The 23454-nt window shown below is 68.7% G+C and carries 22 protein-coding genes and 4 pseudogenes; 10 read left to right on the top strand and 16 right to left on the bottom strand.

Annotation, left to right across the window (positions count from 1 at the left end; all coding sequences use genetic code 11):
- Positions 1 to 14: 14 nt before the first annotated feature.
- Genes ACIHCQ_RS29700 through ACIHCQ_RS29685 form a run of 4 tightly spaced genes read right to left on the bottom strand, consistent with a single transcriptional unit; the run spans position 15 to position 6041 of the window.
- Positions 15 to 428, bottom strand: coding sequence for a hypothetical protein (locus ACIHCQ_RS29700; protein WP_399668902.1), 414 nt, complete (start codon positions 426 to 428; stop codon positions 15 to 17).
- Positions 428 to 2581 (bottom strand): integrase, encoded by a 2154-nt coding sequence (locus ACIHCQ_RS29695; protein ID WP_399668899.1) that lies wholly within the window; start codon positions 2579 to 2581, stop codon positions 428 to 430. The genes ACIHCQ_RS29700 and ACIHCQ_RS29695 overlap by 1 nt, the downstream gene beginning before the upstream one ends.
- Positions 2578 to 4434, bottom strand: coding sequence for a hypothetical protein (locus tag ACIHCQ_RS29690; RefSeq protein ID WP_399668896.1), 1857 nt, complete (start codon positions 4432 to 4434; stop codon positions 2578 to 2580). The genes ACIHCQ_RS29695 and ACIHCQ_RS29690 overlap by 4 nt, the downstream gene beginning before the upstream one ends.
- Entirely contained in the window at positions 4431 to 6041 is a 1611-nt protein-coding gene (locus ACIHCQ_RS29685) for a site-specific integrase (protein ID WP_399668893.1), read from the bottom strand. Before ACIHCQ_RS29685 ends, ACIHCQ_RS29690 begins: the two co-directional genes overlap by 4 nt.
- Before the next feature lie 63 nt (positions 6042 to 6104).
- Here ACIHCQ_RS29685 and ACIHCQ_RS29680 point away from each other — a divergent pair, with 63 nt between their 5' ends.
- Positions 6105 to 7055, top strand: coding sequence for an NUDIX domain-containing protein (locus ACIHCQ_RS29680; protein ID WP_399668890.1), 951 nt, complete (start codon positions 6105 to 6107; stop codon positions 7053 to 7055).
- 71 nt (positions 7056 to 7126) lie between these two features.
- Here the strand turns inward: ACIHCQ_RS29680 and ACIHCQ_RS29675 are convergent, their stop codons facing one another.
- Positions 7127 to 7351 carry a hypothetical protein gene (locus ACIHCQ_RS29675; RefSeq protein WP_399668887.1) on the bottom strand — a complete coding sequence of 75 codons (225 nt, stop codon included), beginning with the start codon at positions 7349 to 7351 and terminating at the stop codon, positions 7127 to 7129.
- A 281-nt stretch (positions 7352 to 7632) separates the two neighbouring features.
- Entirely contained in the window at positions 7633 to 8244 is a 612-nt protein-coding gene (locus tag ACIHCQ_RS29670) for a TetR/AcrR family transcriptional regulator (protein ID WP_399668884.1), read from the bottom strand.
- Positions 8245 to 8388: 144 nt separating this feature from the next.
- Between ACIHCQ_RS29670 and ACIHCQ_RS29665 the strand changes: the two genes are divergently transcribed.
- A complete protein-coding gene (locus ACIHCQ_RS29665) occupies positions 8389 to 9123 on the top strand; it encodes an SDR family NAD(P)-dependent oxidoreductase (RefSeq protein WP_399668881.1) in 735 nt (244 codons plus the stop codon).
- Positions 9124 to 9156: 33 nt separating this feature from the next.
- Positions 9157 to 9780 carry an NADPH-dependent F420 reductase gene (locus tag ACIHCQ_RS29660; protein WP_399668878.1) on the top strand — a complete coding sequence of 208 codons (624 nt, stop codon included), beginning with the start codon at positions 9157 to 9159 and terminating at the stop codon, positions 9778 to 9780.
- A 220-nt stretch (positions 9781 to 10000) separates the two neighbouring features.
- On the opposite strand, the pseudogene ACIHCQ_RS29655 reads toward ACIHCQ_RS29660, so the two are convergent.
- From ACIHCQ_RS29655 to ACIHCQ_RS29635, 5 genes and pseudogenes are all read right to left on the bottom strand, one after another.
- Positions 10001 to 10393, bottom strand: a pseudogene (locus ACIHCQ_RS29655) (transposase); the annotation flags it as partial.
- 33 nt (positions 10394 to 10426) lie between these two features.
- Positions 10427 to 11557, bottom strand: a pseudogene (locus ACIHCQ_RS29650) (IS30 family transposase).
- A gap of 207 nt (positions 11558 to 11764) precedes the next feature.
- Positions 11765 to 12424, bottom strand: coding sequence for an NADPH-dependent F420 reductase (locus tag ACIHCQ_RS29645; RefSeq protein ID WP_399669237.1), 660 nt, complete (start codon positions 12422 to 12424; stop codon positions 11765 to 11767).
- Positions 12425 to 12505: 81 nt separating this feature from the next.
- Positions 12506 to 13444, bottom strand: a complete 939-nt coding sequence (locus ACIHCQ_RS29640; protein ID WP_399668875.1) for an SDR family oxidoreductase — start codon at positions 13442 to 13444, stop codon at positions 12506 to 12508.
- Between the two features lie 56 nt (positions 13445 to 13500).
- Positions 13501 to 14121: an NADPH-dependent F420 reductase gene (locus tag ACIHCQ_RS29635; protein ID WP_399668872.1), complete on the bottom strand. Its 621-nt coding sequence runs from the start codon at positions 14119 to 14121 to the stop codon at positions 13501 to 13503.
- Positions 14122 to 14405: 284 nt separating this feature from the next.
- Between ACIHCQ_RS29635 and ACIHCQ_RS29630 the strand changes: the two genes are divergently transcribed.
- A complete protein-coding gene (locus tag ACIHCQ_RS29630; RefSeq protein WP_399668869.1) occupies positions 14406 to 15317 on the top strand; it encodes a LysR family transcriptional regulator in 912 nt (303 codons plus the stop codon).
- Here ACIHCQ_RS29630 and ACIHCQ_RS29625 read toward each other — a convergent pair.
- Positions 15250 to 15933, bottom strand: a complete 684-nt coding sequence (locus ACIHCQ_RS29625) for a hypothetical protein (protein ID WP_399668865.1) — start codon at positions 15931 to 15933, stop codon at positions 15250 to 15252. The genes ACIHCQ_RS29630 and ACIHCQ_RS29625 overlap by 68 nt on opposite strands.
- 285 nt (positions 15934 to 16218) lie before the next feature.
- Here ACIHCQ_RS29625 and ACIHCQ_RS29620 point away from each other — a divergent pair, with 285 nt between their 5' ends.
- From ACIHCQ_RS29620 to ACIHCQ_RS29600, 5 genes and pseudogenes are all read left to right on the top strand, one after another.
- Positions 16219 to 16623 (top strand): hypothetical protein, encoded by a 405-nt coding sequence (locus tag ACIHCQ_RS29620; RefSeq protein WP_399668862.1) that lies wholly within the window; start codon positions 16219 to 16221, stop codon positions 16621 to 16623.
- 90 nt (positions 16624 to 16713) lie between these two features.
- Positions 16714 to 18066: a transposase gene (locus tag ACIHCQ_RS29615; protein ID WP_399668859.1), complete on the top strand. Its 1353-nt coding sequence runs from the start codon at positions 16714 to 16716 to the stop codon at positions 18064 to 18066.
- 102 nt (positions 18067 to 18168) lie between these two features.
- Positions 18169 to 18258 (top strand): annotated as a pseudogene (locus ACIHCQ_RS29610) (IS5/IS1182 family transposase); the annotation flags it as partial.
- Positions 18259 to 18311: 53 nt separating this feature from the next.
- Complete coding sequence (locus ACIHCQ_RS29605) at positions 18312 to 18785, top strand: nuclear transport factor 2 family protein (RefSeq protein ID WP_399668856.1); 474 nt, start codon at positions 18312 to 18314, stop codon at positions 18783 to 18785.
- A gap of 25 nt (positions 18786 to 18810) precedes the next feature.
- Complete coding sequence (locus tag ACIHCQ_RS29600; protein ID WP_399668853.1) at positions 18811 to 19359, top strand: TetR/AcrR family transcriptional regulator; 549 nt, start codon at positions 18811 to 18813, stop codon at positions 19357 to 19359.
- Between the two features lie 183 nt (positions 19360 to 19542).
- On the opposite strand, the gene ACIHCQ_RS29595 is transcribed toward ACIHCQ_RS29600, so the two are convergent.
- The 4 genes and pseudogenes from ACIHCQ_RS29595 to ACIHCQ_RS29580 form a co-directional block, all read right to left on the bottom strand.
- Positions 19543 to 19782, bottom strand: a complete 240-nt coding sequence (locus ACIHCQ_RS29595; protein WP_399668850.1) for a hypothetical protein — start codon at positions 19780 to 19782, stop codon at positions 19543 to 19545.
- A 319-nt stretch (positions 19783 to 20101) separates the two neighbouring features.
- Positions 20102 to 20362 carry a hypothetical protein gene (locus tag ACIHCQ_RS29590; RefSeq protein WP_399668847.1) on the bottom strand — a complete coding sequence of 87 codons (261 nt, stop codon included), beginning with the start codon at positions 20360 to 20362 and terminating at the stop codon, positions 20102 to 20104.
- Positions 20359 to 20736, bottom strand: coding sequence for a DUF6247 family protein (locus tag ACIHCQ_RS29585; protein WP_399668844.1), 378 nt, complete (start codon positions 20734 to 20736; stop codon positions 20359 to 20361). Before ACIHCQ_RS29585 ends, ACIHCQ_RS29590 begins: the two co-directional genes overlap by 4 nt.
- 995 nt (positions 20737 to 21731) lie before the next feature.
- Positions 21732 to 22082, bottom strand: a pseudogene (locus ACIHCQ_RS29580) (nucleotide disphospho-sugar-binding domain-containing protein); the annotation flags it as partial.
- Positions 22083 to 22330: 248 nt separating this feature from the next.
- Here ACIHCQ_RS29580 and ACIHCQ_RS29575 point away from each other — a divergent pair.
- On the top strand, positions 22331 to 23404 hold the full coding sequence (locus ACIHCQ_RS29575; RefSeq protein ID WP_399668840.1) for a mechanosensitive ion channel family protein: 1074 nt from the start codon (positions 22331 to 22333) through the stop codon (positions 23402 to 23404).
- Positions 23405 to 23454: the final 50 nt, after the last annotated feature.

Genomic DNA, 23454 nt, shown 5'->3' with positions numbered 1-23454 from the left:
GAGCGCTGCTCGGGTCAGCGCCGGTCCGGCAGCCGGGCGACGCCCGAGGCGCCCTCGAGTTCGGCCTTGGCTTGTTCCAGTTCGAGGGAGAGCTCCGCAATAATCATTCGCATGGTCTTGCCGCTCGCCTGCTCCTGGCGGAGTTCGCCCCTCAAGTCGTCGGCCTCGGACTTGAGTTGCCGGTTCTCGTCAGCGAGTTCCTGCATCGCGCTCGGGATGGAGTTCTGGGCCTTGGCGCGGGCTTGAAAGTCCTGGATGAGATCGGTGTGCCGGTACACGACGTCCCGCCGCAGCCTGCTCTCGGTGATCAGCTCCGAGGCGGTCAGCTTTCCGGACTGCGAGTGCAGCGGAGTGCCGGCCAGGAGCCGGTCGGCCGCGGCCCGGATCGCGGCCCGGTCGGCTTCCTCGTCACGCGGTCGGCGGCCCATCACCGCTCCTCCGTCGTTGATGTTGTCGGAACCGGCTGCGCTTGGTGGTCTGCGATGATCGCTCGGCTGTTCTCAGCCAGCGCGGCTGCTCGGTCGCGCAAGGGACGTGGGCTGAGCGGGTCGGCTGCCGCCTCGTCCCACTGCTGCTGCAGACGCCTCTGCTCGACGATGTTCCGATCCGTGTAGACGAGATTGATGCAACTCGACCAGCACTCCCCCTCGTTGGGGCCGTCTTCAGCGGGCAGTCCGGCTTCGAGACGGGCCTTGCGGCAGGCGGCCGTCTCGAGCCGCCACACACAGGTCATGGCCTCGCCATGGTGGATGTTCGGATCCGTCTGACCGAGCAGTCGCTCGACGCTCCTGCCGGCGGTGACGACGCGTCCGGCGAACCGGGCGTGTGTGCGTACGCGGTGTCGGTACTCATCGGCAGCGGGGCCGGATACCTGTTCGCCCGACTCCAGCAGCCGGGCGTCCTGCTCATTCTGTTCCAGCACCATCTCCAGGATCTCCAGCTGGATGTCGTCCATCCAGGAGGAATCGTCCCGGCCTGCATAGCTCAGGGTGACTTTGGTGTGGACATGGGCGTACTGCAGCGCGGCGGCCACCAGACCGCGGGGCCGGCGGACGATGAAGTACGCCAGCGTCCTCCTGAAGCGCGAGGCGTGCAGGTGCTTGGTCGGGTCCGGCGGGACGGGTACGTCGCTGCCGGGGCGGCCGAACGTGCTGTTCACCCAAGCGACGAAGTCCTCCAGGTCCCTGGTGACCGACTCAACCTGCCGGGCGTTGAAGTCGTTCGGCCGCTTGGTCTGGGCGTTGGTGAAGCTGGCGGGGAACAAGAAGGCGTAGTCGCCGAAGCTCTCCAGCAGCGCGATGGCGTCGTGCACCGGAGTGACGACGACCCACGGCCGTTGTTCCGGCGACGCCTCCGCGACCACCTCTGCCTCCACCACCGGAAGAGAGGCGCGGTCGTACCCCTTGCCCCGGCGGCCGACGATCAGCAGTTCCCCGGTCTCCTCGTCGGTTGCCCGGCAGCCGGGCCGCAGGTTGAGCACCTCTCCGGGACGGGCCCCACTGAGATAGCAGATCACCACGAAAGCTGCCGCAGCCACCATGCGGATGAGATTGCGCAGTTCGGGCACGGCGATGGGCGAGTCGCGCCACGGCCGGCCGTCGATCACACCCCTGATCTGCCCGATGTAGGTGTCTTCGGCGATGGGCAGCCCCGACTCCCGCAGGGTCCGCTTCTGCTTGAGGGTGAAGGAGAAGACCGTGGTCGTCTGGAGCATCCGCTGGATGGCCGAGAAGTTGATGGTCCGCTGCCCGTCCTCCGTGCGGTGTCCGGGCAATGGGGTCCCGTCCCGTCGGCAGCGGGCGATGTACCGCTGAATACGTTCCCCCGTCGGAAGGCCGTCGAACTCGGCCTGGGACGGGTGCGTCCCGGCTCTGAACTGCTGATGCTCAACCCATGCGTCCCGTACGTCGGGGCCGACCGCCTCGATGACATGCAACGCCCAGGCGAGCAGGGCCGTCATGGTCACGGGGGCGATCCGCGGCGTCTTGTTGTCGCGGCCTCCGGCAGGGCTCTTGAGCTCATCGTCGGATGCCCCGGGCCAGGGGTAGCCCGTGGCCAGCCGTCCCTCGTCGGGCAAGTGCGGGCCGTACAGCCACAGCGTGCGCACCGCGGCCAGCATGTCCACCTTCCGCCCCGGCTTGCGTTGTAGAGCCAGGACGTAGGTGCGGTAGGTGTCCAGATGGTGTTCGGTGACGTCGCACAGGCGCGAAATCCCCGCCCCGACGAGCCATTCCGCGAAGACCTGAAGATCCATGAACCAGTAGCGGAACGTCGCGACGCCTGCGCGCTCGCCGCCGCGCTGGACGGTGACTGGGCTGCCCGGATAGGGGTGGTCGAGCGCGGCGAGGAAGAAGGTCTTGAAGGTGAGGTGGAATATCGAAGGGTAGTGGCTCCAGATCAGCGGCGTGATGTGGAGGTGGGCATCAGGGTGCGCCGGCATGATGTGCCAGACCATGTCGCCGAAGCGGGACAGGGTTGCCCTCTCTGTTCCGGCGCGCAGAGGCCGGTTGCGCAGGATGACGATGTCGGCGGCCGGCCGTGTGCCGTCCGGCACGGCGAAGGTGGCGACGGCGCTGGTCATCGCAGATCCAAGCGGCCGTCAAGAAGGTCATCGACCAGCCGCTGCTGGTCGGCGGTCAGGTCATCTTGCGCCTGCCGGTGCTCGGCTTCGGTGAAGTGGTCGATGATCCCCTCCAGTTGCTGAAGCGGAGCGCGGAAGCGGGCATGCCACACGGGCGGGTCGAGATGGGGGCGTCGCTGCAGAATGCCGTCTCGGGCGGCCATCTGCACGGGAAGGTGGTGCGGCAGCGCCCGAGCGTTCTCACAGGTGAGGCACTGCAGAAAAGAGGCCGTGCACGGTTGGCCAGGTTCGGCGACGGGGCTGGCGAGGTGGTCCACGCAGGCGACAGCGGCGGTGTCCCGCTGGGCGTCGAGAAGGTCCTTCAGCGTCCGAGGTTCCAGGCCCGCCTGGGCCGCGGCCTCGCCCAGGTTCTCGCGGGCCCAGGCGACGAACTCGGCGGTGAAGACTGGAACCGACTGCACCACACGGGCCTTGGCGACCTCCTGGCGCAGCGCCGCACCGACGACCTTCCGGCTGTCGGCCCGTACGGTGCTGCTGCCCTTGAGGTAAATGTCGTTGTGGGTGTGGCGCGAGTGCGCCACGGGATGCCGACGGCGCTCCAGGGCCGTTTGCCGGATGCGGTCGGTGTCCACACCCGGCCGGCCCGGGGTGGCATGCCGGGCGGCGGGAAAGCCGTGTGACCGGGCCCAATTGCGGGCATCGCCGGCCCGGACCCCAACGCCCCAGCGTTCCCCCCGTTGGTTGAGTACAGCGAAGGCTGCGGACGTCCCGCCGTGGCGACGCGGCAACTCCGTGAAGGACAGCAGGAGCAGGTACAGGCGCAGCGGTGACCGCATAAGGCGGGACTCGTCGGCAGCGGCGCCGAGGAGCTCTGCGACCGCGTCGGGCAGGTGTTCCAGCGCTGCGATCATGTGCTCCCGCTCGGGGCCGCGCCGGGGCTTGGACTCCTCCACCAAGACGACGCGCTCGTCTTCCTGGGCGCCCTCCGGGTGGAAGTGCGCCGCGGGCCACGCGGCGATGGTGCCGAAGTTCTCCTGGGTCAGCGCGGTCAGCAGAAGACAGAACGCGGTCGCTTCCGGCCTGGTCAGGCACAAGCTCGCGGCCAGGTGGTGAAAGCCGCCGGCGCGCAACACCGCGTTCGTGTGGTTGCCCTTGCCCCCGGCCTGACGCGGCAGGTCGCCGGTGCAGTCGAAGATGTCCAAGAGGGCCCCGCGCTCTGCCTCCTGCCGGCTGAGCACGGGATCGCCGCCGCGCCACCGTGCCAGGAGGCGCTGTCCGACCTCGATCCGCTCCCGCGCCAGGCGGATATCTCGCCGCGCCGCCGTCATGATCGCCTGCCAGTCGTCGTCCGCGTAGGCCCCGGGGCGGATCACCTCGGGCTCCTTCACCCGGACGTCGAAGAGAGCCTGGCGGGCGGCCTCCGGGAGCTCCGGATCGTTCCGCAGCACGGAACGCAGCTGCTTGAAGGCAGAATGCTGACGCTTCGGCTGATCGTCGTAATGCTCCACAAACGCGCGGATGTGCATGCCCGCCAACTCCTGCGGGCAAGTTGGCACTGGCTGCTGCCTGCTCAGGACACGCGCAAATCCGCGCAGCGCCCCAAAGTGGTCGTCGGCGGCCGTGAGCCGCTTGACCGGCGTGCGCGCTGTGCCGATCCGGCGGCTGAGACACCTGGCCAGCCACTGCTGCAACTCGGGTGCCACCTCGCAGATGGAAAAGTCGTACGTCTTGGACTGCTCTCCCGATTCCGCCAGGAACCGCACCAGCGTGCCGCCTGCCTCCGGGACGACACCGAGCTGCGGCGGCTGCCACGACGCCGAAGGCAGATTCGCCCGCCGTCCGCCCCGGCTCACCGGGCGCCCTCCGCCGCCAGGACCACCCCGGTGGCGGCCACGGCTGTGCGAACAAGCGACTCCATCGCGGTCTGCTCGTCCTCGTCGAGCAGCGCCATCAGGTAGTCGACATGGAGACCGGTGAAGGGCGCCAGGTAGTGATCGCGGGTCGTATCCGGGTGACTGTGGCCCAACAGAATCGACAGGGCATACCAGACGTCGCCGAACTGATCGCGAAGGTCCTTGAGTTGCTCGTCGGAGAAGCCATCCAGGTGTGGCTGCCACACCAGGGACAGCACCAGGTACCAGCGCAAGGCGAAGGAATGCCGGAGCATGTGGGCGCGAGCCCACACGGGGCACTGGGCCCGGCGCCGTTCACGCTCCTCCGGTGTCAGCTCCTCCGCTGAGAGGTCGGCCCACAGATCGGCAATGCGCTCGTTGGCGTCCCGGAAGGTGTCCTCCCAGCCTCCGACCTTCTTCGGCAGGCCGTCGTGAGAGAGCCACACCGCAAGCGGCTCCAAGCCGTTGGGTGTCATACGGAACAGCCGAAGACGCTCGTCGGGGCCGAGCACATCCAAGGAGAGCGGCACCGAAGCCCCGGACGCCGTCTGGATGTGCAGCTCCCGCGTGCGGGCACTGTAGCCCGTCACGATCCGCACCCCAGACAAGCGGTCGTAGCGGCCGGCCCGCTGGGCGCGGCGGATCACCTCCGTCCGTGACCCCTCCACCTCGTCCATGTACGAGGCCACCGAGTCCGTCAACATGCGGCGCGGAATCCGGTAGTAGCGGCCCTCGTCCGGCGCACCCTTGATGCACGCGGCGGCTAGCCAGGCCCGCAGGTACCGCCCATTTGCGCCGAACGGCAGCTCGACGTCGAGGATGCTGGCCCACTCCTGAAGGCGGAGCCCTGTGCCGTACAAGCCCTCGACGAAGGCGACGTCGCGGTCCTCGTTGTACCCGCGCCAGCCCGGTCGCCGCAGGCCATCGAACCCGTAGCCGCGCAGACCGATGTTGCGCCACTGCTCGAATCCGCTGCGCAGCAGCCACTTCACCTGACGCCGACGGCTGGCCGCCGGCCTCAAGGGATCACGCCCGTTCCTGGCCCGGAGTTGCCCGGAACCGCCGACCACTGCGGAGGGCTTCGCGGACGAGGGGACTTGGCGGGGCACGGAGGGTACCGGGTTGACCGACCGATAGCGGGGGCCGGCCCAGGTGTAGAAGCAGTTGAGGGCCGCACGGTCGGTGTCGAAGCTCGTGCCCTTGACCCGCTCGTCGTTGCGGACGTCGGTGAGCCGCCAGTCCTTGTACGCCTCAACGTCACCGGGCGTCGCTTCGTCCCAGTTTCGGCCGAAGACGTGAAGGAAGGTCAGCCACACCGCCAGGGAGTAGGCGTACCGCCGCATCGTCTTCCTCGACGCACCCGCCATCGAGCCGGTACGGAAGAAGAGGTTGATCCGCGGATCCGCATGGCCTGTAGGGGAGTTCAGAATCGGCGTGCCGTGGCGGGCCCCGTTGCGAGCTGCCCGCTCGTGCAGGTCACCGAACCACAGGAACTCCTCCAGTGCGTCATGCGGAACAACTTCAACCATGTCGTAGAAGTCGACGGTCCAGCGATCGCTCGCCCCCATAATGCCTCCATGCCGTGCAGGTTATTTCTACAACATGCGAGTGCCTGGAGAACCAGTGGCCATTTGGACGGCGCGTGGGAGGACGTCGTCGACGCCCTGGTGCGCGAGGCGCAGGAGGAGACCGGTGTGGTCATCGACCGGGCCGATGTGCGTGCCGCCGTCACGGTGCACCACCGCGGCCCCGGGGGGAATGCCCGCGTCGGGATCTTCTTCGAGGTCCACCGGTGGGCAGGAGACCCGCAGGTGATGGAGCCGGAGGTGTGCGATGCGATGAAGTGGGTCCCTCTCGACAACCTGCCCGCGCCGATGGTGGCGTACTGCCGGGCCGGGCTGGACGCCTACCAGGCCGGTGGCCGGCTCGCGGTCCGCTTCCAGCAGCCCTCGGACCCGATCGCCCACGACCCTGCCGCCGACCGGCTCCAGCTCATCCCCGGCGTCAGCACCTCAACGGCGCCCGGCCAACCGGCGCTGCCCGTCGTGGAGTTCGCCGAGCGAGCAGTCGGACGCATCACCAGGTGGGACGACACCTCCTGGCCGGGTGAGCGCAGCCGCGTATGGCGAGTGACCGGCGCGATCGGCGGCACCTGGTTCGTCAAAACTCACCAGAACGACCGGTTCCACGACCGGGAGGTGAGGGCCTACCGCACGTGGGTGCCCCAGCTGGAGCCCGCCGCTCCCCGGCTGGTGGCCGCCGATCACGCCCTGCGGGCCATGGTGGTCACAGCAGTCCAGGGACAGCCACTGCACGGCGCGGTCCACCCGGCTGACCAGGAGCGCAGGATCTTCCACCGGATCGGCAGCCTTGCCCGCCGAATCCACCGCAGCGCTCCCCCGCGCCCGGCACCTGCCGGGAGCACTCCGGCCGTGAAGAAGGCCGAGCGGCACCTGAGGTCCGCACGTCCCCATCTCATGCCGGGTGACGTGGACTTGGTGCGTGCCCTGGTACGGCGTGGGGAGAAGCTGCCGCCGCTGGAGTGGGTGGAAACCCATGGAGATTTCCAGCTCCTTCATTAGGCAAGTGCGTTGGCGGGCAACAAGGTGTCGGCTGCTTTAGAACACGTGCCCGTCCCTCCCAGAGAGGACCCTCATCCGGCCTCGAACTCCTGAAGCCACGGCCAGGGGCAAAGTAGCTGTCCGTAATCAGAAGCTCCCAGTACCTTCTCATCGTGGTCGCGGAGCATCCGCATGACGGTGGCCGCTGACGGGTGCTGGCCTTTCTTCTTCCCGGTGGAGATGACGAGCCGCTCGGCGATCTCCCGCAGGCTCGCCGCAGCGTAATATCCCTGGCTTACCCGGTACCGGGCCGCCATGTAGCAGCGTCTGCTGCCGCCCCGATCTTCTCGTCTGAGTTGTCCGGCAGAGCGCTGAGGCTGTTCAGCACTACGGCAGCGTGCGACGCCAGCAGCTGCCAGGCCGACCACGTCGGCGGGTTCTCGGGGGTCGCCGGTCTCCCCGGCGGCTTCTGCTGCGGCCTTCAGCAGGCGGGCGGCCAGTTCCGTAAAAGCCAGCAGGTCCGGGCCAGGTGCCGGGCGGCTGGTGTCGCGTACCAGCGGGTGCAGCCGCGCGTCCAGCCCGGCCGCGGAGTGCCAAGTTAACTCGACACTTCCTCCCGTCGCCGGTCATCGCTGGCTGTGGCGGGGATGGCGTTGTCGATGAGGACGGCGGCGATGGCGGCGGCGGTGGGGAAGGCGTCGGCGTTGAGAACCCGGGTGCGGGCCGCGGCGCCGTCAATGAGCAGCGCGAGCTGCTCGCCGAGCCGTTCAGGGTCGGCGGCGCCGGCTTCGCGGGCGGTGTCGGCGAGCCGCGCGGCGACGGCTTTCTTGTAGTCGCGCGCGTACTGGGATGCGGGGTGCTGGGGGTCGTGGAGTTCGACGGCGGCGGCGATGTAGGGGCACAGGGGGGTGGTGGAGGGGATGTCGAAGGCGGCGAGGAGCCGTTCGCGGGGCGTGAGGTCGGTGCGGTCGAACACGCCGGACAGAACGGAGGGGTCGAACCGGCGCAGGTACTCGGCGACGAGTTCGTCCTTGCCGGTGAAGTGCTGGTAGGCCGTGCGCTTGGACACCTGGGCCGCCGCGCAAAGCTGGTCCATGCCGGTGCGGTTGATGCCCTGCTCGCGGAACAGTTGCTGGGACGCGCTGAGGATGCGCTCGCGGGCGCCCCGGCCGCGGCGGCGGCCCGTGGGGCCCTTCTCCAACTCCGTCATGGGTCCATCGTACCGCAGCTAGGTAACGACCGGTGTACATAGTTTGCGTCCTGGCCACTTGCCCAGTACCGTAAGCACACAGGGCGGTGTACATAACACCGTCGCCCCAGGTACACACGGCATTACCGATCCAAGGGAACGACTATGGGAAAGCTCGACGGCAAGGTCGCGGTCATCACCGGCGGCACCACCGGCATGGCGCTGGCCGGCGCGAAGCTGTTCGTCGATGAGGGAGCGCACGTCTTCATCACCGGCCGCCGCCAGGACGCCCTGGACGAGGCCGTGAAGCAGATCGGCCGCAATGTCACCGGCGTCCAGGGCGACGCCGCCAATCTGGACGACCTGGACCGCCTGTACGACACCGTCAAGCGGGAGAAGGGAAGCCTCGACGTGCTGTGGGCCAGCGCCGGAGGGGGCGAGCCCGCCCCGCTCGGCGAGATCACCGAGGCCCAGTTCGACACCTGGTTCGGGCTCAACGCCCGCGGCACCCTGTTCACCGTCCAAAAGGCCCTTCCGCTCTTCAACGACGGCGGCTCCATCCTCATGACCGGCTCCAACGCCTCCCTCGGCGCCTTCCCCGGCTGGAGCGTCTACGCCGGCAGCAAGGCAGTCCAGCAGGCATGGGCCCGCGTCTGGCTCAACGAGCTCAAGGACCGCCGCATCCGCGTCAACGTCCTGACCCCCGGCCAGGTCGCCACCGCCAAGCAGGCAGAGCTCTTCGACGAGGCCACCATGCGCCAGTTCGAGTCCCTCATCCCCCGCGGCCAGATGGGCCGCCCCGATGAAATCGCCACCGCCGCCCTCTTCCTCGCCTCCGACGACTCCAGCTACGTCAACGGCATGGAACTCGTCGCCGACGGCGGCACCACCGCCATCTAAACCGAACAACACACAACCAGGGCAGGACATCTCATGAGCAACATCAGCATCATCGGCACCGGGAACATGGCCCGCACCATCGGCGCGCGGGCGGTAGCGGGCGGCAACACCGTCGAGATCATGGGCCGCGATCAGTCCAAGGCCGCTGACCTGGCCAAGGCTCTCGGCGGCGGCGCCACGACGGGAGAATGGGGCACCGCCCCGGCCGGGGACATCGTCATCGTCGCCCTGTTGCACGACGGCGTCGTGCCGGTCATCGCCCAGTACGGAAACGCTCTCGCGGGCAAGGTCATCGTCGACATCAGCAACCCCTTCAACGCCACGTTCGACGGGCTGGCCCACCGCGAGGAGACCTCGATCGCACAGGAAGCCGCCAAGGCGGCCCCGGCCAGCGCCAGCGTGGTGAAGGCGTTCAACACCATCTTCCGTAATGTCCTGGAGAAGGGACGGCCCAACGTCTTCATCGCTGGCGATAATGCGCAGGCCAAGGCAAGTGTGGAGGCGTTCATCGAGAGCCTCGGGCTGCGCCCGCTGGACGTCGGCAGCCTGAAAATGGCGCACTGGCTGGAAGGAGCGGGCGTGGTCACGGTGGGCCTCGCCAACCACGGGGTGGGGAACTTGGACTTCGCCCTCAGCATCACCGAACTTCCCGTCTGAGCAAACGGTTGACGGATCACCGAAAGGACTCGCCAATGCAGTCACCGCGGCGAAGCGTCATCAAACTGCCGGCAGCCTGAGGCCACGATCCGGTCTACCTGACCGGCGGCCGGCGGCTCGACTTTCTCACTCCTGCAGCAGCTGCGCAGGGCGCCGGCCAGCCGTTCCCGGTTCGTTTCTGTCGGGCATATGGGCCTTGACCCCGAAACCTGGACACTGGTTATGCGGCTGGTGCCAGCGTAGTTGGTGTGACGTGGAAAGCGTTCTCGAAGGCGATCGGCGATCGTTGTCCGAGGCGGGAGTGTCGGCGTCGGGGGTTGTAGCGGTGGAGCCATCGGAAGGCGTCGAGGCGGGCCTCGCGCTCGGTTGGCCAGCTCTTTCGTCCTTGCAGCGTTTCGCGTTTGAAGGTCGCGTTGAAGGACTCGGCGAGTGCGTTGTCCGCGCTGGACCCGACCGCGCTCATGCTTCGCCTGACCCCTGCTGACCTACAGGCTTGGGCGAAGACTCCACTTGTGTACTGGGCTCCGTGATCGGTGTGCGTGATCGATCCGGCGAGGCTGCCAGGTGTGCGGATCGCCGCCGCCAGGGCCTCGGTGACAAGGTCCGCGCGCAGGCGAATTCCAGGAGTCGTTGCAACACAAGTTGATCAACTGGCTGTGGCCAGGAGCTTAGCGAGGCGCTCGGCTGGGTTTCCCAGCCGAGCGTCTTTCGTGGTCGGCTGTTCAACTCGGCGGCCACGGCGTCCAGCTCCTCGCGGCTGTAGCGGGCCAGGTCGGTGCCCTTGGGAAAGTACTGCCGCAGCAGGCCGTTGGTGTTCTCGTTCGACCCGCGCTGCCACGGGCTGCCGGGATCGCAGAAGAAGACCGGCATGTCGGTGGCGACGCTGAAGTCCTTGTGCAGGTGCATCTCGGAGCCCTGGTCCCAGGTGAGGGAGCGTCTGAGCTGGGCGGGCAGGGTTGAGACGGTCTGGATGAGCGCGTCCCTCATCTGGGAGGGCCGACGGCCTTCGGGCAGGTGGACCAGGGTGACGAAGCGGCTGGAGCGTTCCACCAGCGTGCCGATCGCGGACTTGTGGGCTTGCCGATCATGAGGTCCCCCTCCCAGTGCCCGGGGACAGCCCGGTCCGCCGGCTCAGCGGGCCGGTCGCTGATCATCACCATGTCCTTGGCCATGCGGGGCTGGCGCCGGTAGGACTGGCGGTGCGGCCGACGATGGTGCGTCCCGTCCGCAGTGCCTTGGCCAACTCCCGACGCAGTTCGCCGCGGCCTTGGACGTAGAGGGCCTGGTAGACGGTCTCGTGGGTCACGTGCATCTCCGGCCGGTCGGGGAAGCGTGCCCGCAGAGCCTGGCAGATCTGCTCGGGGCTCCAGCGGCGGGCGAGGTGGTGCTGGATGAAGTCGCGCAGCTCCGGGTTCTGGCTGATCTTTCCCGGCTTCGGGCGAGGCGGTCGGGCGTCAGCGCGGGACTGGGCGGCATGCGGCCGATAGGCCCAGCGGGAGGCGTCCTCACGCAGAGGGGTGCCGTTGCGGCGTATCTCCCGGCTGATGGTGGAAGGACTCCTGCCCAGCTCGGAGGCTATCTGCCGGATCGATGCCTTCTCCCGCAGCCGGTCGGCGATGTGGATGCGGTCGGCCTCGCGTAGATATCGCGACGAGCCGGCGGAGCTGAGCGGGCGGCGAATCGGCGGCGCACCACGAGTGCTTCCCGTGGCCTGGCGACCGTTGCGCCACCGTTCCCCGGTGCGCCGTTTGATGCCGACGATCCGGCAGACCTCCATGCTGCTGACGCCCTGGTCCATAAGCCGGAAGTATTCCTCCCGCTCACGGACCAGGGCCATACGGCCTGGCGCCTGCCCCCGGCCCTCCCGGATCTTGAAGTCCATCGCATCCCCTGAGCTGGGGTGTTGCGACGACCACTAGAACGGAAGCCTGCCGGACGGGCCATAACACGGCCGGACTTTACCGAGGCCCGCGCCAACTTACGGTTACCGCGTTGCGGTGGCCAGTGCCGCGCGGATGGCGTCCTCGCCGACCGGCTGGCCCTTCTCGTTCGAGGTCGGCCCGTACGGGGTCCCCCACACCGGCGTGTCCGTCGCCTGCCGCCAGCTATCGGCCAGCGGTCCCGCGTCCACCACGCTGTACCCGATGGATTCGATGAATTCGGTCACCGCCGCCTTCGCCGGCGCGGAGTCCCCGGCGATCGGCAGGTAGGAACGGTCGGCCGCCCCCGCCGGGCGGGCGAGTGACAGCAGGTGCTTGAAGAAGATGTTGTTGAACGCTTTCACGAGCATGGCGTCCGGGATGTACCGCAGAAGCAGCTCGCTCGAGGTGAGCGACTTGCTGTCGAGCTCGGGGATGTGCCCGTCACGCTCGGGGCCGTAGTTGCACGTGTCGATGACCGTCTTCCCGGCCAGTGGCGCGGCGGGCAAGTTGGGGAAGGCTCTGACCGGCACCGTGACCACGACGATGTCACCGGCCGCCGCGGCCTCCCCGCTCGTCGCCGCGGACGCCTGCGGCCCCAGTTCCGCGGCCGTGTCCGCGAGCGTTTCGGGACCGCGCGAGTTGCTGAGCACGACCTGGTGCCCGGCCTCGATGGCGAGCCGCGCGAGGGTACTGCCGATGTATCCGCTTCCGATGAATCCCACAGTCGTCATATTCTCAGCGTCCCTCCAGAAGAGCCGAACCCTTGTCATTTGCCGGGCTCGTTGCGATTCGGGCCCCTGCCGTCAGCTGGCGGAGAAGTAATGGCCGTTGTCCAAATCGGCGAGCAGGCTGGGCTGAGCGGGTTCCCAGCCGAGGGTCCGGCGGGTGATGAGGTTGGACGCCGGGTAGTTCTGCGTGACTATGTTCGCGAGGAACCCAAAGTATCCCGGCACCATCAGTACGTCCGCGGGAATGCTCACGGCGGGCAGGCCCAGACGGCTGCCAATGGCCTCGGCGATCTCGCGGAACGGGATGGCCCCGTCCCCAACCGCGTGCCAGTATTTGCCAGCCGGCCCCTTCTCCAGCGCCAAGCGGAACAAGGAGGCGACATCGCGGGTGTGCACGGCGTTCCACAGGTTCGCGCCGTCTCCGGGGTAGCCGACGACGCCCTTCTCCTTCGCGAGCGCGATCAGCGTGGGGAGGAAGCCGGTACGGTCGGTCGTGCTGTGCGCGATGTTGGCAATCCGCACGACCGAAGACCGCACTCCCCGCTCAGCGAGGCCGACTACGGCGGTTTCCACGACGTTTCGAACCCGCAGGGTGCCCTTGTACTCATCGCCGCCGGGAAGGGCTGGGTCCTCCTCGGTGGCCGGCCGGCCCAGGTGCTGCCCGGGCGAGCCAATGCTCCCCGCTGCGACCAGCGGCTTTCCGGTCCCCGCCAGTGCCTCGCCGTACGCGAGCATGACCGAGAGCTCCGCGGCGGCCACGGCGTCGATCCCGCCGGACGGAAGCAGGTCTTGCCTGTGGGCGACGTGGATGACGCCGTCGGAGTCCGCGGCCGCCTCCTTGAGCCCGTCGAGATCCTGGAGGTCGCCGCGGCGCACCTTCGCGCCGAGCGCGGACAGCGCCGCCGCGGCCGTGTCCGATCGGGCCAGGCCGGTGACCTCGTGCCCGGCGGCGATGAGCTCGGGGACGATGTTCGAACCGGAATGGCCGGTCCCGCCAGTGACGAAAACGCGCATGCTACTGGTCCTTATGATTGATGTGGCGCGAGAAGTGGTGGTGCGTGCGGGCGCGCTCAGGCAGAAGTGTTGACGCCGAGGGTGAAGTTGAAGCTCCCCGCGCCATAGCGGCCCAGGCCGATCATCACCAGGCCCGTTCCCTCCAGCCAGCGCGCCATTCCCAGGGGGCCGGTGTCCATCGGCCGCAGCCCGAGGCTCTTGATGAATGCCGACACAGTCGCCTTGGCCTCGGCGTCGTCGCCGGCGATGAGCACGTCCAGCGGGTTGCCCTGCGCCAGCATGTGACCGAAGACGGTGTTGAACGCCTTCACGACGTGCGCGCCGGCGGGGGCGACCTTGGCGATCTCCTGCGCGCCGGAACTGCCGTCGGGGGTGACAAGGCCCTGGGAATCGGGGGAGACGGGGTTGGTGACGTCGATGATGACCTTGCCGTGTAGTGCGTCCCCGTACTCGCTCACCACCGCCGCCGCGCTGGCGTACGGCACGGCGAGGATAACGATGTCCCCGGCCGGGGCGGCGCCGGCCGTCCCGACAGTGGCGCCGCCGAGCGCGGCGGCCAATTCCTTGGCCTTGGCCGGGTCGCGGCCGATAATCTCGACGGCGTTGCCGCCGGCGAGCGCCCGGTCGGCCAGGGCGCTGGCCATGTTCCCCAGGCCGATAATGCTGATGCTGCTCATTGGTGTGCCTGCTTTCTGGAGCTGGATAGGACGCCATGCCTACCCCGTCGTTGTTAACGGTCGTGTCGTCGACGCCGTCGAATGACGCGACGGACGGCGCTCAATTCCTGATGTGCTCATTCTGGGCCTGAGCCCTGCCATCAAGTTCCGATGTCGAATTCTTATGCCGAATTCACATCGGCCCCGTTAGGTACCTGTTCAGGTTGTCATTGGCCTGAGTGGGTGTCCAAGACTTCTTTAAGCCGTGGTGATACCCTGAAGGCATCACCTGACCGGGAGGCGCCATGGATCTGGACCTGCGCAAACTGCGTTACTTCGTCGCCGTGGCCGACCAGTTGCACTTCAGCCGCGCCGCCGATGAGCTACATATCGCACAGCCGGTGCTCAGCCGGCAGATCCGCGCGCTCGAGCAGGATCTCGGCGCCTCGCTGTTCACCAGGGATCGCCACGGCGTAGCGCTGACCGACGCGGGCCGACAACTGCTGGCCGACGCCGGTCCGCTGCTCGCCTCCGCGCACGCGGTCCGCCGCCGGGTGACCGCGGCCGCGCGCGGCAGCCAGCGGCTAACGGTCGGCTTCCGGGCAGGCATTGCGGTCATCCCGGCGGCGCGGGCGTTTGAGGCCCGGCACCCGGACGTGGTCGTAGACGTGCAGCGGATCGAATGGGACGACCAGGCCACGATGCTGCTCGACGGCCGCATCGACGTCGGCTATGTGCGGCTGCCCATCGACGAGGCCGGCCTGCGCGTCGCCCCGCTGTACACCGAGCCGCGGGTGGCGGTGCTGCCCGCCGGCCACCGGTTGGCCGGCAAGGAAGAGGTCACCGAGGCCGACCTGGCCGGCGAACCGCTGGTCTGGCATGCCGACCCGAGCACGCAGCCCACCATGCGCCCGCACCCTAACGCCGGGTACCTGGTGCGCGGGGTGGACGAGACGCTCGAGCATGTCGCGGCCGGCCGGGGCATCTCGTTCCTGGCCCGTTCGGCGACCGTGTTCTACTCACATCCGGACGTCAGCTATGTGCCCATCCCGGATCTGGCGCCCGACCAGGTGTGCCTCGCGGTGGCGGCATCGCGCACCTCGCCGGTGGTCGATGACTTCTTCACCGCGGCTCAGGCGATGGCCGAGATCACAGCAGAATGTGGGAACTATGAAATGTGGCAGCTTGGAAGCGATGCCGTTTCAAAGCACGGTTGAGCAGTCCGACTGACAACAGCAGCGCCAACAGGGGGCACACGGCCACAGCAATGGCGAAGGCATTGAGCTCGAGGGCGGCGTCGTACGCCGGGACGTCAGAAACCTCCGTCACCTCGGGCATCCGCTCCCTGTACAGCGCATCTCTCACCTCCTTCGGCAGCTGGTCGTCATCACGCCACAGTTGCCGGAGCTGATGGAGGTGGCTGCATTGCGAGGCGGCGTTTCGCCCTTCCGTGTGTGTCCACAGTGCCCGCACGTGCGCCGCGGTGACATCGCCCGGTCCCCGGACAGTCGGGCTCTGGGCGGCGAAATAGCGGGCCAGCCAGGACAGCACCGAGTAGAGACTCTCTGCGCCCCCCATCCGCTTCACCCCCGAACGTGTCGAGGTGCGTTCCGCGAAGGCGGAGGCGAACCAGCGTTGCAGGCCCTCATCAATCACGACCCGTTTCCCCTTGGGGTCGTGGATGTCGGCGAAGTCGAACACCCGTGACCTGGCGCCTGACTCCTCGATGACGCGCACCGCGGTGCCCCCCGATGCCTCCAGCAGCCGCTCCGGAGGCTGCCAGTCGCTCGAGGGCATGGCGGCCTGGCGCCCGCCGCGCCCTCCCGCGCTCACGCACTGCCCCCTGTCTGGACATGGGCGCCCGGGCGAGCGACGCTGGTCAGCGTCCGTCCACCCGGCTCGGCCACGGTGCGGATCAGCGCCTCAACCGCTTGGGTCTCCTCGCTGTCCAGCAACTCCATCAGGTAGTCGACCTGCAGTGCGGTGAACGGTTCCAGATACGTGCCCCGCGTTGTGGACGGATCCGGCTGATCCCCCGCCGGTGAACGGTGTGTCGGTGAGGAAGACCTGGTGCCGCAGGCCATCGTCCTGGTCGAACAGTGACAGCTGGGCCCCGGGATGGGGACGTTCGCGGCGGACGATGATGCGGGTGCCGTACGGATAGCCGACGAGGTCGACCATGCCGGTCAGTTCGGCGACAGCGGCGCGCCGGCACGTAAGGTTCCGTCCTGGTCCAGGGCGGGGTGCCAGACCTGCTCGGGCAGGGCCCGGATCGCGCGGCGGGCCGGCTCGGTGACTGCGTATCCGACCGAGAAGAAGGTATGGATTCCTGGTCCGCTACGCAAGACGGAGCCTTCACACTCACCGTGTGCCCCGGTTCTCGTCAACAAAGGCGGGGTCGACGCCATGGCGTTCACCGCCGACGGCCGCACTCTGCTCACCACTGGGAGCGACGGCAAGCTGCGGCGCTGGAACGTCGCAACCATCGCCGACATCCGCAACTCAAGCTCGCGTGCACCCTGACCGGTGGCGGGCTCGGCAAGGAAGTGTGGGCGTCGTTCGCCCCCTCCCTGCGCCCTGCTCGGCGCGGTCGTCGGCCCGTATCGCGGTGAGGTGGAGGCTGCCCTGCAACTGGTCGGCCATCTGCGGCAGGACATGGTGGCGCTCGCCGACCGCGGCTTCGACGCGAACGCCTTCATCCGCGCCGTGCACGCCTCACGGGCTGCGCTGCTGCTGCGGATCTGCTCCTCGCGCAGGCCCGCCGTGCTGCAGGCCCTGGCCGACGGTTCCTTCCTGTCGGTCATCGCCGGAGTCCCGGTCCGTGTCATCGCCGCGACCGTCACCGTCACCTGCGCGGACGGCAGCACCCATCGGGGCGAGTACCGGCTGGTGACCACGCTGACCGATGCGCGCCGCCACCCGGCCGAAGACCTGCTGGCCCTCTACCACCAGCGGTGGGAGATCGAGGTGACGTTCCTGGCGATCCGTCACACCATGCTCAGGGGCCGCGTACTGCGCTCGGGTGACCCTCAGGGCCTGCGCCAGGAGATGTGGGCACTGCTGACGGTCCACCAGCTTTTGCGGATGGCGATACTGGACGCCACCGATGCCGTGCCCGGATGCGATCCGGACCGGGCCTGCTTCACCGCGGCCTTGGTCGCCGCCCGCGACAGCGTCACCCGTGGCGCCGCCATCGTGCCCGACGCCGGCAGCGAGCTGACCGGCCCGATCACCGCAGCGGTCACCGGCGCCCTGCTGCCACCGCGCCGACCACGGATCAGCGCGCGCACCGTCAAGAGCGTCTCCGCTCGTTACGGACACCGCCGGTCCGACGAGGACCGCCCCTGCGTCAGCACCCCGGTCACCGCCCTCGACATCATCGTCCACTTCCCTCAGCAGGACACTCCCGTCCCCGCACCGACAGCAGCTCCGCCCGGCCGGAACCCGGCCCCGCAGCAGGACCCGCCCGTGACGGCCCAGACGCTGCTGCCGCCCGCGGTTCCGATGCACACCAGCAGGCTCGAGGATGTGCTCGCCGCGATGGGCACCGCTCCGGAGCGTGAGTGGCGGGCCATCGAACTGGCCACCCTGCTACGACTGGACCGCGGCGACCTGACCGGCGAGCTGATCCGGTGGTCCAGGCGCCAGATCCTCATCAAGACCGGACCGGCCACCTTCAAGATCCCGGACGGACCGCCGCAGCCGTCCAAGCTCGCCGTCCACCCTGAAGACGTCCTCGCGGTCATGGCCACCGATCCTCACCGCCCCTGGCACGCCCGTGAGATCACCGCTGCGCTGAACACCGTCAAACACAGCACCCTCGCACAACACCTCAGCGCCTGGGCACGCAAGAACCTGCTGGTCAAGACCGCGCCCGCAACCTACCGACTCCCCGAACAGCCAGTGCCGGCCGCCCCCACGAGGCCGCTCGCCGCCACGAACACGCCGACCCGCAGAGCTGCTTGACAAACCATAATGAATCATAACTTTCCGGCATTGAACCGCGAAGTCTCCCGGTGACCGACGATCTTCACCGAAGCGTGACGGGCGCCGATAGTACCGGGCCGCCGCCCGCCGCCGAGGGGGCGTTTTCTGGACGCCATCCTCTACGTGAACCGGACCGGGATCCCCTGGCGTCACCTCCTGCTCGACTACCCGCAGCGGCTGGCGATGTAGTAGGTTATCGGTCGACCACTAACCGAGGAGTGAAAATGACAGCCACGGAAGACGACGCCACCCGCCGCGCCGCTGCCCAGCACACCCTGGCCGAGCACCTGCGCCTCACCGCTGCCGGACGCGTCGACGAATGGGTGACGCTGTTCACCCCGGACGCGGTGCTCGAGTTCCCGTACGCGCCGGCCGGCGTGCCCCAGCGGGTAACGGGGCGAGACGCACTGCGCGCGCACATGAGCAACTTCCCCGAGACCTTTGACGTCGAGTTCGTCGACCTGGTGTTCCACGAGACGGTCGACCCGAGTCTGGTGATCGCCGAATTCCGCTCGAAGGGCACGGCACTGCCGACCGGCAAGCCGTACGAGCAGACGTGCATCTCCGTCGTCCGGACCGATGACGACGCGCGCATCACCCACTACCTGGACTACTGGAACCCGCTGGTCGCGATCGAGGCGCTCACACCCCACGACGTGCCGTCCGACCCTGACCGCAGCGTGACTTTTGGAGGCTGAGGGGAGCCATGTTTGACTGACGCCCATGCCTGCCGCCGGTACCAGCACGAAGAGCGACGAACGACGTCGGACCATCATGGCCGCCGCGGTCGACTGCTTCGCACAAAAGGGCTTCTACGGTACGACGACGCACGAGATCGCAGAGTGGGTCGGCATCTCTCAGCCGTATCTCTACCGCCTGTACCCGAACAAGGAAGCACTGTTCGCGGCGGTGGTCGACCACGTGTCCGTCGTCATGAACGAAGCCTTGGTCGCTCACTCGCCGGCGCCGGGTGGGGCCGGGCCGGCGCCCGAGGCGGCGTTGGATGCCGCACGCGGCGCCTACGCCGCGCTCGTCGCGGACCGGAGCATCCTGCGTTTCCTCATGCACGCGAACTGTGCCGCCGGCGAGCCGCTCGTGGGGCAGGCCGTGCGCCGGTGCTACGCCAAGCAGGTTGACACCGTTCGGCAGCTGCTGGGCGACGACGACGCCGTGCGGCGCTGGTTCGCCGCCGGAATGCTCGACAACGTGGTCGCCGTGCTGGGTCTGGCCGACATCGATGAGCCGTGGGCGCACGTCCTCAGCGCTCGATGACCCGACACCGGCAGTTCGGCGACGACGGCCCCGAGTCTTCCTCGTAGGCCAGCTCGGCCGATGGGACTCGGCTTCTTCACCCAGCCGCGGGCAAGCTTCGTCCGGGTCAGCCTCCTCCCGGGCGGGCGTCGGGCGACGGCCGCGGCGGCCTCCGCGCGGCCCGGTCCTGCTCGGCCAGCCGGTTCAGGACCCGGCGATCACGAGCTCCTCCCTCTCGGCCTGGGCCTCCTGCAGCCGCTTGGCCAACTGCGCAACGAGCGTGTCCAGTTCACTCCGGCGAGCCGTGGTCCGCTCCAGCTCCCGCATCCCCACCCTCCCACGCTCTCCCGGCGTACCGGCCCGGCCCGGCCCGGCCCGGCCACGGATCGTAAGAACGGCACAGCGGTCGGCGCAGCAGAAACCGAGGACGGCTCCGAACGACATGTCAGACGATCTCCGCCGTGGACACCGGCCGACGACCAGCGCGAGTAGCTCTCCCGACCCTCACACCAGACCCGTGACCAGCAACTTCACGATGCACACCACTCATTGCGCCCCCTCCCCAGCACCAGCCCCCCAACCCGCCTCAGGAGGCGCAGCCGCAGGGCGTCGAGACCCCCTCAGCCGTGGCGGGTGCGCGGCTGGTGCGGTCAGGTGATCGTGCAGGGCCTGGGGGTCCATCCGCTCGTATTGATTACCTGTGTTGCAACGACCCCTTGAATTCACCGCTGCCGGGGACGGGGCGCTGTTCGTACGGGGTGGTTCAGCCGAGCCAGACGATGTCGATGACGTACAGGCGACCGGCGGGCCGGTTGATCCAGTAGACGGTGGTGAGCTGTCCGACCGAGGCCGCGCGCACGTCCTCGCCCTCGGGGTCCCGGCTGTTGAAGGCTGGGAAGCTCCATGGGTCGCGTGAGGCGATGTCCAGGACGTCGCGGAGCATCTCGCGGGCGTGCTCGGGCAGAGAGCTGAGCGCGGTCAGGGCCTGCGGGGACAGCCGCGCCTGCCAGGCGGCGTCGCTCACGGGCGGGTCCCGAGAACGTCCTCCAGGGCGATGCCGTCGGAGTCGTCCATGCCGGAGGCGACGAACGCGTCCACGGCCGGGGCGGCGGAAAGGCGTGCCTGCCACGTGCGCACGACATCGTGCAGCGGAGTGAGGCTGTAGCTGTGGCGGGAGTCCTCCAACGCCTTGGCCCAGTCCCGCTCGAAGGCCGGCACCCACTGTTCGGCCCGCCGGTCGGCGCGGAGCTGGCCGAGCAGCTGGGCCGCCGCGGTGGGAGTGGGGGCGGGCGGCGGTACGGGCGTGTATTCGGGCTGGGCGCTCATGGGCTCCTCCAGGCGGGTCTCCCCGTCACGGTAGCCGCCGCCACGGCGGCCGATGAGGGCTTCGACAGTCATTCCTTAGCATTCCTTCACAACGCCTGTAGGGGCACGGCCCAGGGCTCGGTGGACCACATACGCCTGATGAGCGGCGGGACCAGATGCCATCATCGGCCGTGGAGTACTTCACTCTCGCCGCGAAGCCAACCGGCCATGACTCGGCGACTATCGAAGCCGCCCTCCGCCGAGCCTGGAAAGCGTGCGCCGGGGAGGCCTGCTCCAAGTGCGGCGTCCCACCTTGGCAGTACTGCCGCAACAGGACCAGCGGCGCCTGGTACGTGACCCGCTTCCACCGGCCCCGCCAGGGTGCGGCAGGTGCCCCCGGAATTCTGGCCCCAGTAGGGAGTTACGGGCTCAACTGGGCGAAGGGTACAGGCTCGTTCGCGTGGGATGATCGGCGCGTTCCGACGGTATGACCGGGGCCTGATGTCGTACGGTGCCGTGCATGGCGCGGCGGTCCCCAGTGAGGGCGTAGAGGTAGGCCGGGGCGGCTTCGAGCATCGGCTCGCGAGACATCTCCCTGGTCCTCGTCGTGCTCGCTCACCTCTCCGTCGTGCGCCGCGTCAGCGGGCCGGACCAGAGGTCCATGCTCGCCCTCCACCTGCTCCAGTCCGCTCTGGTCCACGTCAATACGCTGCTGATGCAGCAGGTCCTCGCCGATCCGAAGTGGGCCGGCATCCTCACCGACGCGGACCGGCGGGGCCTTGTCCCCGCTGTTCTGGACGCACGTGAACCCCTACGGCCGGTTCGAGCTGGACATGAACAGCCGCCTGGAGCTGGACCTGGCCGCCCGGGCCGCGGCGGTCCCCGGCCCGCGCACCCTCGACGGCGAGAGCGCGGGGGCCCCGCGTAAGGGGTCAAAGCGTACGGTGGAGGCGTGGCCGGGCGGGTGCACCCATGTGCCTCGGGAGGTGCGAGCGGTGCTGATCTTCAGATCCGTGACGCCCTACCCCGACCGGTTACCTCGTGTGCAGATGAGGACGGCGCCAGCCGGGCGAGGGAAGCGGCAGTGCTCAGAGCGCGGGGCCCTCGGCGGCGGCCAGCATGTTCTCGATGAGGTCGGGGGCGCGCGGGGTGCCGCTTTCGGTCCGGGCGGCGGCCTGCAACTGCTTGGACCGGTCGACGCGTTCCGAATCCGTCACCAGGTCGTTCAGCGCCGCGCGAAGGGTCTCGGCGGTGGCGTCAGCGGTGTCCACACGGTGGGCGACGCCGAGTTCCACGAGCCGGTCGGCGTTCATGAACTGCTCGGCTCCCTGCGGCACGGCGATCATGGGAACGCCTGCCAGGAGCCCTTCGCCGCAGCCGCCCATCCCGGCTTGGGTGACGAAGGCGTCGGCCTGTTCCAGGATCGCCCGCCCCAGTACGTACGCCAGTAGTGCACTGGCCAGCGGGTGCACGTGCGTGGCGGTGCCCGTGGGGAGATGGCCTGACGCGAGCGGCCCTGACGCGAAGCACCCCTGTGCATGTAGCAAGATGAGCGAGCCCGCCGGTCAACGACTCGTCGTTACGGCGGGCCCCGCACATCCCGGACTCGAGCAGCAGGTGACAGCAAGGTGACGACACATCACATATCGGGCGTACGCCCCCTTCCCGGCACGACGGCAGGCAGCCGGTGAACCGGGACCTCACGCTGCACGACTGGATCGTCGCGGGCGTCTGGGTGGCCGTCGGGCTCGCGGCGGGCGTCCTGCTGCGCATCCTCCTGCGCTGGCTGGGCAAGCACGCGACCCGTACCCGGTGGAGCGGGGACGACGTCCTCGTCGACGCGCTGCGCGCGCTGGTGCCGATCGCGGCGCTCTCGGGCGGAGTGGCGGCCGCCGCGGCGGCGCTGCCGCTGACCGGCCGGGTCAACAACACCGTCAACCAGATCCTGACGGTCCTGCTCATCCTCGCCGCGACCATCACCGCGGCACGCGTGATCACCGGCCTGGTGCGGGCGGTCACGCAGTCCCGTTCCGGTGTCGCCGGATCGGCCACGATCTTCGTCAACATCACCCGCGTCGTCGTCCTGGCCATAGGCTGCCTGGTCGTTCTGCAGACCCTGGGCATCTCCATAGCTCCGCTGCTCACCGCCCTCGGTGTCGGCGGTCTCGCGGTTGCCCTGGCTCTCCAGGACACGCTCGCCAATCTCTTCGCGGGCATCCACATCCTCGCCTCGAAGACGATCCAGCCCGGCGACTACATCCGTCTCACCAGCGGGGAGGAGGGTTACGTCGTCGACATCAACTGGCGAAACACCGTCGTACGCAACCTCTCCAACAACCTCGTCATCATCCCGAACGCCCAGCTCTCCAGCACCAACATGACCAACTTCAGCCGCCCGGAACATGAGATGACCCTCACCGTGCAGGTCGGCGTCGGCTATGACAGCGACCTGGAGCACGTGGAGCGCGTCACCGCCGAGATCGTGACCGAGGTCATGACGGAGGTCGAAGGCGCGATGCCCGAGCACGAACCCGCCATCCGCTTCCACACGTTCGGGGACTCACGGATCAGCTTCACCGTCATCCTGGGCGTGGGTGAGTTCAGCGACCAATACCGGATCAAGCACGAGTTCATCAAGCGGCTGCACAAGCGCTACCGCGTGGAGGGCATCCGCATTCCCTCCCCGGCGCGTACCGTCGCCCTCCAGCAGAACGGCGTGGCGATTCCCCCGCAACGCGACGGATCCTTGTCGATCCCGTAGAACATCGTGGCGGGGCGGTCCTACCAAGGCCGCCCTCTGCCCTCTGCGAG

This window comes from Streptomyces sp. NPDC052236, assembly GCF_044548015.1.
In the GTDB taxonomy this organism is placed as follows: Bacteria; Actinomycetota; Actinomycetes; order Streptomycetales; family Streptomycetaceae; genus Streptomyces.
Note: the sequence above shows the minus strand (reverse complement) of the source record. Positions and strands in the feature narration are given on the sequence as shown.